Origin of the sequence: Pseudomonas sp. NBRC 111138, assembly GCF_001320835.1 — a bacterium.
GTDB lineage: Bacteria > Pseudomonadota > Gammaproteobacteria > Pseudomonadales > Pseudomonadaceae > Aquipseudomonas > Aquipseudomonas paracarnis.
On the sequence record NZ_BCBO01000154.1, the window covers coordinates 1 to 12,526 of the forward strand.

Sequence of the window (12,526 nt, forward strand, 5' to 3'; positions counted from 1 at the left end):
GGCGCAATACACCGAGACCGGCCAGCCGGGTAACCCCGCCAGTTGGCGCTCGGCCGAGTACCAGAGCGACTGGGGCCTGGGCCGCATGAAAGCCGATGAAGCCTACGCCGCCGGGATCAGCGGCCAAGGCGTGAAAATCGGCGCGCTGGACTCAGGGTTCGATGCCAATCACCCCGAAGCCTCCAATGACCGTTTCCACCCGGTCACTGCCACTGGCACCTATGTCGATGGCAGCGCCTTCACCACCACGGGCGCGCTCAACCCGAACAATGATTCCCACGGCACCCACGTCACCGGCACCATGGGCGCCGCCCGCGACGGCGTGGGCATGCATGGCGTGGCCTACAACGCGCAAGTTTTTGTGGGCAACACCAACGCCAACGACAGCTTCCTGTTCGGCCCCACCCCTGACCCCAAATACTTCAAGACCGTGTACACCGCTTTGGTGGACTCCGGCGTGCGCGCCATCAACAACAGCTGGGGCAGCCAGCCCAAGGACGTCAGTTACCAGACTCTGGATAACATGCACGCGGCGTACGCCCAGCATTACAACCGTGGCACCTGGCTGGACGCGGCAGCGGACGTGGCCAAGGCTGGCGTGATCAATGTGTTCAGCGCCGGCAACAGCGGCTATGCCAACGCGAGCGTGCGCTCGGCCTTGCCGTATTTCCAGCCGGAACTGGAAGGCCACTGGCTTGCCGTGTCCGGGCTGGACAAGGCCAATAACCAGAAATACAACAAATGCGGCGTCGCCAAGTACTGGTGTATTTCTACCCCCGGCGCGCTGATCAACAGCACCATTCCTGACGGGGGTTATGGGGTCAAGTCCGGCACCTCGATGGCAGCGCCCCATGCCACCGGCGCGTTGGCGCTGGTGATGGAACGTTATCCCTACATGACCAACGAGCAAGCCTTGCAGGTGCTGCTGACCACCGCCACGCAGCTCGACGGCTCGATCACCCAGGCGCCCAATGCGATTGTCGGCTGGGGTGTGCCTGACCTGGGCCGGGCGATGCATGGCCCTGGGCAATTGCTCGGGCCTATGGAGGTGAACCTGGCCGCCGGGCAGGGCGATGTGTGGAGCAATGGCATCTCCGACCAGGCGCTGCTTCAGCGCCAGGCCGAGGATCGCGCCGAACACACTGCCTGGCAGCAAACCCTGATCGACAAGGGCTGGCAAAACGGCGTCGGCGCGACTGCCAGCCAGCAGGACCAGACCGACTACGCCATCGGCAACGCCCGCGACCAGGCCGCCGCCAACCGCGTGTATGAGGGCAGCCTGGTCAAGGCCGGTGCCGGTAGCCTGGTGCTCAGCGGCGACAGCACCTATCGCGGCGCGACCCTCGTCAACGGCGGTCTGCTGGCCGTCAATGGCTCGCTGGCTTCGGCAGTGACGGTGAATGACAGCGGCACCCTCGGCGGTTCCGGGCGTATTGCCGCGTTGTCTGTAAACAACGGCGGCCGTGTGGCCCCGGGCAATTCCGTGGGCACCTTGCAAGTGGCAGGGGACGTAAACCTCGGCGCCGGCTCTACCTATGCCGTGGAGCTGACGCCCACCAGCAGTGACCGCATTGTTGCCGGCGGCCAGGCGGTTCTGGGCGGCGGCACGGTCACGCTGGCGCTGGAAAACAGCCCGACCTTGCTCAGCCAGAGCCAGGCCCAAAGCCTGATTGGCCGGCAGTACTCGATTCTCGAGGCGGCGGGCGGTATCCAGGGCCAGTTCGGGCAAGTGCTGCCCAACTACCTGTTCCTCGGTGGCACCCTTGACTACGCCGCCAATGCCGTGCAACTGAATGTTGGGCGCAATGGCGCCAGCTTCGCCAGCGTCGGCGCGACCCGCAACCAGCGCAACGTTGCGGCGGCGGCCGAGCAATTGGGCGCTGGCAACCCAGTGTTTGAAAGCCTGCTGCAGTCGCAGTCAGTCGCCACCGCCCAGCAGGGTTTGCAGCAACTGTCCGGGGAAATCTACCCCGCCGTGGGTGCGATGCTGATCAACGACAGCCTGCAACTGCGTAATGCCGTGGGCGAGCGCCTGCGCCATGTGCCAGTGACCGGTGAAAGCAACCTGTGGTTCAAGGCGCTGGGCGCCTGGGGCAAGACCGACAGCCGCACTGAAACGGCGGGTTCCACCACCTCCATCGGTGGCCTGTTGGCGGGCGTGGATGGCGCGCTGGATGAGCAGACCCGCGTAGGTGTGGTTGCCGGTTACAGCGACAGTTCCTTGAACATGGGCAGCGGTACCCATTCATCGGCGTCCATCGACAGCTACCACTTTGGCGCGTACGCCGGGCGCGAGCTGGGTGACTGGCGCCTGAGCGTCGGCGGTGCCTACAGCTGGCATCGCGGCGACGTGAAGCGCGACCTGCAATGGGGTGATGTCAGCGGCAAGCAAAAAACCAAGCTGGACGCGACCACGGCGCAGGTCTTCACCGAAGCCGCGTACCGCATCCGCCTGCAGGCGGTGGCCCTGGAGCCGTTCGCCAACCTGGCCTATGTGCATCTGAACAGCGAGTCCTTCCACGAAAAAGGCGACGCCGCTGCCCTGGAACGCGGCAGCGACCGGCGTGATGCAGTGCTCAGCACCCTTGGCGTGCGTGCCCTGAAAACCCTGGCCCTCAATGACCACCAGCAACTGGACCTGTCCGGTTCGTTGGGCTGGCAACACAGCCTGACGGCGGTGGAGTCAGAGGAGCACCTGGCGTTTGTCGCCGGCGGGCCTTCATTTGCGGTGCGCAGTGCACCGTTGCTGCGCGATGCCGCCCTGGTGGGCGTGCAGGCCAGCCTGGCGCTGAATGCATCGACACGGGTCAACCTGGATTACAACGGCCAATTGGGTGGGCGCGCGAAAACCCAAGGCGTGGGCTTGAGCCTGAACTGGCAGTTCTGAAGACACCGCGAACCTGATCGTTCCCACGCGGAGCGCTCTGATCGTTCCCACGCTCCGCGTGGTAACGCCTCTTGTGACGCTCCGCGTCACGCTTTGGGACGCAGAGCGTCCGGGGCCGCATTCCCACGCGGAGCATGGGAACGATCAGCGGCGGTGTTCTGGAGAAAGTGATTTACACACGTGCAATAAGAAAACTAAGGAAGGTCACCGTGAAAAAACGCAAGTCAGGGTTAACTACCGCCATCCACACAGCCCCGGGCTATCCGCTCAAGGCGCTGAGCTGCGTGCCATACGGCGCGTTGCTGTGTTGCCTGGCAAGCCTGGGGACCGCCCAGGCCGCACCCTATGTGGAAACCGGCAAACTGGGCGACGCCGCCAGCTGGCGCAGCAATGAGTTCAAGGCCGACTGGGGCCTGGGCGCCGTGCACGCCGACACCGCCTATGCGGCCGGCTATACCGGCAAGGGCGTCAAGCTGGGGATCTTCGACCAGCCGGTGTATGCGCCACATCCGGAATTCGCCAGCCCCAACAAAGTGGTGACCATTGTCACCGAGGGCATCCGCCAATACACCGACCCGTATATCCCGGTGAAGGCCGGAGATGCATTCCGTTACGACGGCACTCCGTCCCTGGGCTCCAATGGCAAGCTGGGCAACCACGGCACGCATGTCGGCGGGATTGCTGCGGGTAACCGCGATGGCGGGCCGATGCATGGCGTGGCGTTCAATGCGCAAATCATCAGTGCCGAAAACGGTGACCCGGGCCCGGAAGACGGAATTATCCTGGGCAACGATGGCGCGGTGTACAAAGCCGGTTGGGATGCGTTGGTTGCCAGCGGCGCTCGCATCATCAACAACAGCTGGGGTATCGGCATCGGTGATCAGTACGCCAAGGGCGGGCGCGATCCGGCGTTTCCCAATTTCACCGTCAACGAAGCCCAGGCGCAATTCAACACCATTCGACCGATCCTCGGCACAATCGCAGGGGGGGCTTATCAAGGCGCCATCGATGCGGCCCGCAGCGGTGTGCTGACCATCTTCGCCGCGGGTAATGACTACAACCGTAACAACCCGGATGCCATTTCCGGACTGGCGTACTTTGTGCCGGAGATTGCCCCCAACTGGCTGTCGGTGGCCGCGTTGCAGCAAAACCCGGACACCGCAAGTGCCAACCCCTATGTGATCAGCACCTTCTCGTCGCGCTGTGGCTATGCGGCGAGCTTTTGCGTATCGGCGCCCGGCACCAAGATCTACAGCTCGATCATCAACGGCACCAACCTGGACAACCTCACCAACGACTACGCCAACTTCAACGGCACATCCATGGCCGCGCCTCACGTAGCCGGCAGCGCAGCGGTGCTGATGGAACGCTTCCAGTACATGAGCGGCGACCAGATCTCCACCGTGCTCAAGACCACCGCCACCGACCTCGGCGCGCCGGGCATCGACTCCCTCTATGGCTGGGGCATGATCAACCTGGGCAAGGCGGTCAACGGCCCAGGGATGTTTATCACCGCCGAGGATATCCCGGCCGAGTTCCGTATCGACGGCGCCTACGGCAGCGGCCAGTTCGTGGCGGACCTGCCGGGCGTCGGCGCGGTGGTGGATGCCGGCAAACCCACCCAGCGTGTGTGCGATGACCTGCACTGCGGGCGCGATGTGTGGAGCAACGACATCTCGGGCCATGGCGGCCTGACCAAGCAGGGCATCGGTACCTTGGTGCTCACCGGCGCCAACACCTACAGCGGGCCGACGCTGGTCAACCAGGGCTTGCTGGCGATCAACGGTTCGGTCACCTCCGACGTCACCGTGAGCCAGAGCGGCGTGGTCGGTGGTTCGGGGCGTATCGGTTCGCTGAGCGCGAAAAGCGGCGGTACTGTGGCACCGGGCAATTCCATTGGCACCTTGAACGTGGCGGGCAACGTCAACTTTGAACCGGGCTCGACCTATGCGGTAGAACTGTCGCCCACCAGCAGCGATCGTATCGTCGCGGGCGGCACGGCCACCCTCAACGGCGGCACCGTGACCCTGGCCCTGGAAAACAGCCCGACCTTGTTGAGCGCGCCCCAGGCCCAAAGCCTAATCGGCCGCCAATACAACATCCTGCAAGCGGCAGGTGGCGTCACCGGCAGCTTCGCGGCAGTGGTTCCCAACTACCTGTTTGTCGGCGGTACCTTGAACTATGCCGCCAACGGCGTGCAGCTGGATGTGGCACGCACCAACAGCTTCGCCAGTGTGGCCGCCACGCCGAACCAGCGCGCCGTGGCCGCAGCCGTCGAGCAATTGGGCGCGGGCAACGGTGTGTATGAAAGCCTGCTGCTGGCACCCACGGCCGCTTCGGCCCAGGGCGCGTTTCAGCAACTGAGTGGGGAAGTCTACCCGGCGCTGGAAACCGCACTGGTCAATGACAGCCGCTACGTACGCGAAGCGGTGGGCGAGCGTCTGCGCAATGGCGAGATGGGCGCTACCAGCCAAGCCATCGACAGCCGTGGCAACGTGTGGGTCAAGGCATTGGGCGCCTGGGGCAAGACCGACAGCCGCAACGACACGGCGGGCTACACCACCTCTATCGGCGGCATGCTCGCCGGTGTGGACGGCGCCGTCGATGAGGCCACACGCATTGGCCTGGTGGCCGGTTACAGCGACACGTCGTTGAACATGGGCAGCGGCACCCACAGCCGCGCCTCGGTCGACAGCTACCATTTCGGCGCCTATGCCGGGCATGAAATCGGCGCCTGGCGCCTGAGTGGCGGCGCGACCTACAGCTGGCACCGCGCCGATGTCAAACGCGACCTGCAATACGGCGACGTCAGCGGCAAGCAAAAAGCCAAGGTCGATGCCCACAGTACCCAGGTGTTCACGGAAGCGGCGTACCGCATCAACCTGCAACCACTGGCCCTGGAGCCGTTCGCCAACCTGGCCTACGTGCACCTGGCAACTGACAGCTTCAAAGAGAAGGGCGACGCCGCCGCGCTGAGAAGTGGCGACGACAGCCGTGACCTGGTGCTCAGCACCCTGGGTATGCGGGCCTTGAAGACCTTCAATATCAACGACCATCAGCAACTGGAAGTCTCCGGCACCCTGGGCTGGCAGCACAACCTGAGCAGCACCGATTCGGAACAGCACCTGGCGTTTGCCTCGGGCGGCCCTTCGTTCACGGTGGAAAGTGCGCCGATGGTGCGCGATGCGGCGTTGGTCGGGGCACGGGTCAGCCTGGCATTGAGCAAGGATGCGCGGGTGAACTTCGATTACAACGGCCTGCTGGCCAGCAAGGAGAAGGTGCACGGTGTCGGCTTGAGCCTGGATTGGGCGTTCTAAAGGCCAGGTGCAGTTGGTTGTGGCGAGGGAGCTTGCTCCTACAGGTGGTAACGGATAACAGGTGTTTTGGCTTTCTCTACAAATCCAACAACAGAGAGGCACTACCAATGGGTATCTTTGACTATAAAAACCTCGGTACCGAGGACTCCAAGGCGTTGTTCGCCGATGCCATGGCGATCACGCTGTATTCCTACCACAACCTGGATAACGGCTTTGCCGTCGGCTACCAGAACAATGGCCTCGGGCTGGGGTTACCGGCCACCCTGGTCAGCGCCCTGATTGGCGGCAGCAATGCCCAAGGGGTCATCCCCGGGATCCCCTGGAACCCCGACTCGGAAAAAGCCGCCCTTGAGGCGGTGCAAGCAGCCGGCTGGACGCCCATCAGCGCCAGTACCCTGGGCTATAGCGGCAAGGTCGATGCGCGCGGCACCTTCTTTGGCGAAAAATTCGGCTACGGCACGGCGCAGGCCGAGGTGCTGGGCAAGTACGATGACGCTGGCAAGCTGCTGGAAATCGGCATCAGTTTCCGCGGCACTTCAGGGCCTCGGGAAAGCGTGATCACTGACTCCATCGGCGATGTGATCAGCGACCTGCTCGCCGCCTTCGGGCCCAAGGATTATGCCAAGAACTACGCGGGGGAAGCCTTTGGCGGCTTGCTCAAGAACGTGGCGGACTTCGCCAGCGCCCAGGGCCTGGGCGGCAATGACGTAGTGGTCAGCGGCCACAGTCTGGGCGGCCTGGCGGTCAACAGCATGGCCGACTTGAGCGACAGTACCTGGTCGGGGTTCTATAAAGACGCCAATTACGTGGCCTACGCATCGCCGACCCAGAGCGCCGGCGACAAGGTGCTTAACGTCGGTTATGAAAACGATCCAGTATTCCGAGCCCTGGATGGCTCGTCATTCAACCTGTCGTCCCTAGGCGTGCACGACAAGGCCCACGAATCGAGCACCGACAACATTGTCAGTTTCAACGATCACTACGCCTCATCCCTGTGGAACGTCCTGCCGTTTTCCATCCTCAACCTGCCCACTTGGGTTTCGCACTTGCCCACCGGTTACGGTGACGGCATGACCCGTATCCTCGACTCGGGGTTCTACGAACAGATGACCCGCGACTCCACGGTGATCGTCGCCAACCTGTCCGACCCGGCACGGGCCACCACCTGGGTGCAAGACCTCAACCGCAATGCCGAGGCGCACAAGGGCAATACCTTCATCATCGGCAGCGACGGCGACGACTTGATCAAAGGCGGCAGGGGCGCGGACTTTATCGAAGGTGGCAAGGGCAATGACACCATCCGCGACAGCAGTGGGCACAACACGTTTTTGTTCAGCGGGCAGTTTGGCAATGACCGGGTGATCGGCTACCAGGCGACGGACAAGCTGGTGTTCAACGACGTGGCGGGCAGCAATGATTACCGCGATCACATCAAGGTGGTGGGCGGGGATACCGTCATTGGCTTTGGGACGGATTCGGTGACGCTGGTGGGTGTGAGCAGTCTGTCGGGGGAGGGGATAGTCATCAGCTAACGCATTCGGTGTGGGAGCTGGCTTGCCTGCGATGGCGGCGGTCGAGACAGCCATGCGGTGACTGAAAAATCGCTATCGCAGGCAAGCCAGCTCCCACATTTGATGGGTTTTGCTAGATGATCATTTTTCCTTACGCACCGTGGCCACATCATCGGCCTTGATACGAATACGCTTGCCGGCAATATCGGTGAACTCGTAGAAGCCGTCGGCGGTCTTGGCGTTGGGCGTGTCCTTGGTCAAATACTGCGTGCCGTTCTGCAAGGTCACCACGGTTTGCGTGGAGCAACCAGCCAATACCAGAAAAGTGAGTGCAACCAGTGGCAGACCCAAATTCTTCATGTTCATAACCCTTACCTTTAACCCTGAAAAGTCCCGCAGCGTCTGCTTGCGGGGCCATAAATATTACGCGATCAACCCACTCATCAGATTGTTTTTTTGCAAAAAGTTGCAGGCGCCATTTATCTATTACTGATTGCAACAACGGCTTTGCCCCGGCACTCTGTATGCATAACCAGTATTTGATTGCATTGCACCATGGCCAACCCCCTCGAAGACCCCTTGTATTACCTGCATAACTTCCGCCAAGTGCTGGTTTGGTTGGGGCAACGCTACGCCGATTTGCTCAATGCGCACGAACAGCAATTCATTCAGCAATTTGACAGGTTGCCCCAGGCCTCCCAGGCGTTGTTGGTGCGCATGGTGATGCGCAAGGGCGTGCATTTTCGCGCCACTAAACTCCATTACCTGGAAATCGGTTGCCCCCATGCGGCGGCGGGGCCATTGCGTGAGCTGGGATGGGTGGAGGATCAAAGCCCGCTGCCGTTTGCCACCCTGTTCGCGCTGCTGCAAAAGAGTGAATTGCTCGGCGCCTTCAAGCCCTGGATCGATCAACCCAAGGGTAACAAGGCCGATTGGCTTGAACCTTTGGCCGCGCAATTTACCGAGTCGCGCAGCTTTGCCCAGTGGTGCCCCGACGTAGACGACGCGCTCTACAGCCTGACGGTAATGGAGTTGTGTGATCGCCTGCGCCTGATGTTCTTCGGCAATCTGCACCAGGACTGGTCGGAATTCGTGCTGGCAGATCTGGGCATCTACACCTATGAAAAAGTCGAGTTCTGCGCCGAGTCGCGTGGGTTACGCAGCCGTGAGGATGTGCACGGGTTTCTGTTCCTGCACCAGTGCCAGCAAGCCTTTGAAGCCGGTGACGCGCTGGATACGGTGTTGGCGCAGGTCGCCACGTTGTGTACCGACAACCCCTGGCTGGAAAAGCGCCGCGCCAAGCTGTTGTTCCAGATTGGCCAGTATTGCGAACGCTGCGCCGAGCTGGCGCTGGCCGAACAGATTTACCGCGGTTGCACGCACCCCGGTGCCCGGGCGCGGCTGATTCGCGTACTGGAGCGCCAGGAGGATTACGCCCAAGCCATGGCCCTGGCGACCGAGGCACAACAGGCCCCACACAGCGCCGCTGAACACCAACAACTGCTAAGGGTAGTGCCGCGCCTGCGGCGCAAACTTGGCGGGCCGGCGCTGCCCAGGGCCAAGCCCCAAGCGGTGGCGCGCCTGGACCTGGCACTGATGCAGGAACCGCTGCTGTCGGTGGAATCCAGTGTGCTGGCGCACCTGAGCGAACCGGATGCGCCCGTGCATTACGTCGAGAATGGCCTGATCAATTCGCTGTTCGGCTTGCTGTGCTGGGAGGCGATTTTCGCCCCGCTGCCGGGGGCGTTCTTCCACCCGTTCCAGCGCGGGCCGGCGGACTTGCACAGCGAGGACTTTTATCAACGCCGAGAAGCCTTGTTTGCCGCGTGCTTTGCACAACTGGAGGATGGTCGCTACAAGGCCAGCATCCGCCAACGCTATGTAGAGAAATGGGGCATTCAGTCGCCTTTTGTGTTCTGGAACCTGCTCAGCGAAGAACTGCTGGAGCAAGCCCTGGCCTGCCTGCCCGCCGAACACTTGCGCCATTGGTTTACGCGCCTGTTGCAGGATATCCGTGCCAACCGGGCCGGGATGCCGGACCTTATCCAGTTCTGGCCCGCACAAAATACCTATCGCATGATCGAGGTCAAAGGCCCCGGCGACCGCCTGCAAGACAACCAGTTGCGTTGGCTGCAATTCTGCGGCGAGCACCAGATGCCGGTCACCGTCTGCTACGTGCGCTGGGCGGAGCAACCCGCTTGAGTTACAGCGTGGCCGTGCGGGCATTGTGTGAGTTCACGGCCAAGGTCGGTGACCTCGACCTGCGCTTTACGCCGTCGCCCAGCGCCCAGGAAGGCATCGTCGGCCATCGCACGGTAGCGTCACGGCGCAATGCGCACTACCAGAATGAAGTGGCGCTTGAAGGCGAGTACCAGCAACTCAAAGTACGGGGCAGGGCGGACGGCTATGACCCGGACAGCAACCGCCTCGAAGAGGTGAAGACCTACCGCGGCGACCTCGCTGCCCAACCCGCCAACCATCGGCAGCTGCACTGGGCCCAGGTCAAAGTGTATGGCTGGCTGATGTGCCAGAAGCTCGGGCTCAGTGAGATCGACCTGGCGCTGGTGTACTTCGATATCGTCGGCGAAGGCGAAACCGTGCTCAACCAGCGATTCGATGCGCCAGGCCTTGAGCAGTTCTTCAACCAACAATGCGCGCTGTTCCTGGACTGGGCCCGGCAAGAAATGCAGCACCGCGCGGCACGCAACGCTGGCGCGCAGAGCCTGGCATTTCCCCATGCCGACTTCCGTACCGGGCAGCGCACCTTGGCCGAGTCGGTCTACAAAGCGGTGAGTACCGGCCGGTGCCTGATGGCCCAGGCGCCCACCGGCATTGGCAAGACCATCGGCACTATCTTCCCGCAGCTCAAGGCCTTGGTGCCGCAGCAACTGGACAAACTGTTCTTCCTTACCGCCAAGACGCCCGGGCGCAAGCTGGCCCTGGATGCCGCCCAGGTGCTGTACGACAGCAGCCCCGAGCTGTCACTGCGTGTGCTTGAACTGGTGGCCCGGGACAAGGCGTGCGAACACCTGGACAAAGCCTGCCATGGCGACTCCTGCCCGTTGGCCAAGGGCTTTTACGACCGCCTGCCTGCTGCCCGCCAGGCCGCGTCCCAGGTGCGCCTGCTCGATCAACGCAGCCTGCGCAACGTGGCGCTGGCTCATCAGGTTTGCCCGTACTATTTGAGCCAGGAAATGGCGCGCTGGAGCGACCTGATCGTCGCCGACTACAACTACTACTTCGACTTTGGCGCGATGCTGTTCGGCCTCGCCCAGCTCAACCAATGGCAGGTCTCGGTGCTGGTGGATGAAGCCCACAACCTGGTCGAGCGAGCCCGCTCGATGCACAGCGCCAGCCTGGATCAATACAGCCTCAAGACCGTTCGTGACAGTGCACCCGAAGCGCTGAAAAAACCCTTGCAGCGCCTCAACCGTGAGTGGAACGCGTTGCACAAGGATCAACTGGCGCCTTATCAGGCCTACGCCGCCAAACCCGACAAACTGCTCCAGGCCCTGAGCCTGTGCACCAGCGCCATGGGCGATTACTTCAACGATCACCTCGATGCCCTCACCGGTGACCTGCAAGCCTTCTACTTCGAAGCCCTGCAATGGGCCAAGGTGGCGGAGCTGTTTAACGAGCACTTTATTTTCGATATCACTAAGCGCTCGTTCACCGCCAAGCGCAGCAGCTCGACCCTGTGCCTGCGCAACGTGGTACCGGCCGAGTTCATCCGGCCCAGGCTGACCGCTGCGCGCAGCAGCGTGTTGTTTTCCGCGACCTTGAGCCCACGGCACTATTACGCCGATTTGCTGGGCCTGCCAGCGAACACCGCCTGGGTCGACGTTGAATCACCGTTCAAGGCCGAGCAGTTGCAGGTGAGCATCGTTGAGCGGATCTCCACGCGGTTCGTGCATCGCCAGGCATCGCTGGAACCCATCGTGGCATTGATCGCCCAGCAGTTCGCCGCGCAACCGGGTAACTATCTGGCGTTTTTCTCCAGCTTCGATTACCTGCAACAGGTCGCGCAGCTACTGGCTGAGCGACACCCACAGATTGCGCTGTGGCTGCAATCGCGGGGCATGGTCGAGGCTGAACGCCAAGCCTTTCTCGACCAGTTCACCCCGCACAGCCAGGGCATCGGCTTTGCGGTACTGGGCGGAGCATTCGGCGAAGGCATTGACTTGCCCGGCACGCGCTTGATCGGCGCGTTTATCGCCACCCTGGGCTTGCCCCAGCTCAACCCGGTGAACGAGCAGATGAAACTGCGCATGGGCGCGATTTTTGGCGCGGGGTACGACTACACGTATCTGTACCCGGGTATTCAAAAAGTCGTGCAGGCGGCGGGGAGGGTGATTCGCAGCCAACAGGATCGGGGGGTGGTGATGTTGATTGATGATCGGTTTGGGGAGCAGCGGGTGCGGCAGTTGTTGCCCAAATGGTGGACACTTAAATGATGGTTCACACCCTGCGCAATCACTCATTCAAGTCTACGGCGCCCGCCCGAGTGAAACTGGTCGAAATCACGTAATTACGAAGTGTGCTGTTGGCGCTATCAAACGCCTGAAACCGGGCACTGGCTACTGTCAGAATTAACAGGTACCGATCCAGGGGCATCCTGCACTACCTGTTAATTCTGACAGTAGGCACGCCGCGATTTCAGGCGTTTGATAGTGGTAAGCCAACAGCGCACGACCGTGAGGATTCTCGCCATGCCCAAGAACAAAACACTTGACCCCCTCCTGCCGCCCATCGTTGTTCCGCTGATGGAACCGGCCATTGATGGTGATATCGAAGGGGCGCATGGCGGTATT

Annotated in this window: 6 protein-coding genes; 5 read left to right on the forward strand and 1 reads right to left on the reverse strand. The window is 62.1% G+C overall.

The window, feature by feature from the left end; all coding sequences use genetic code 11:
* The 3 genes from APH41_RS25445 to APH41_RS25455 form a co-directional block, all read left to right on the forward strand.
* A partial coding sequence (locus APH41_RS25445; RefSeq protein WP_054922208.1) for an autotransporter serine protease occupies positions 1-2,887 on the forward strand: 2,887 nt, incomplete at its 5' end.
* 209 nt (positions 2,888-3,096) lie between these two features.
* Positions 3,097-6,204, forward strand: a complete 3,108-nt coding sequence (locus APH41_RS25450; protein WP_054922210.1) for an autotransporter serine protease — start codon at positions 3,097-3,099, stop codon at positions 6,202-6,204.
* A gap of 107 nt (positions 6,205-6,311) precedes the next feature.
* Positions 6,312-7,736 (forward strand): lipase, encoded by a 1,425-nt coding sequence (locus APH41_RS25455; RefSeq protein ID WP_054922217.1) that lies wholly within the window; start codon positions 6,312-6,314, stop codon positions 7,734-7,736.
* Positions 7,737-7,856: 120 nt separating this feature from the next.
* Here APH41_RS25455 and APH41_RS25460 read toward each other — a convergent pair whose 3' ends face one another.
* Positions 7,857-8,081 (reverse strand): YgdI/YgdR family lipoprotein, encoded by a 225-nt coding sequence (locus APH41_RS25460; protein WP_003191162.1) that lies wholly within the window; start codon positions 8,079-8,081, stop codon positions 7,857-7,859.
* 189 nt (positions 8,082-8,270) lie between these two features.
* On the opposite strand from APH41_RS25460, the gene APH41_RS25465 reads away from it, so the two are divergent.
* Together APH41_RS25465 and APH41_RS25470 are read left to right on the forward strand one after the other, a co-directional pair.
* Positions 8,271-9,917 carry a VRR-NUC domain-containing protein gene (locus tag APH41_RS25465; RefSeq protein WP_054922219.1) on the forward strand — a complete coding sequence of 549 codons (1,647 nt, stop codon included), beginning with the start codon at positions 8,271-8,273 and terminating at the stop codon, positions 9,915-9,917.
* Positions 9,914-12,169 carry an ATP-dependent DNA helicase gene (locus APH41_RS25470; RefSeq protein WP_054922222.1) on the forward strand — a complete coding sequence of 752 codons (2,256 nt, stop codon included), beginning with the start codon at positions 9,914-9,916 and terminating at the stop codon, positions 12,167-12,169. The genes APH41_RS25465 and APH41_RS25470 overlap by 4 nt, the downstream gene beginning before the upstream one ends.
* The last annotated feature ends 357 nt before the right edge of the window (positions 12,170-12,526 follow it).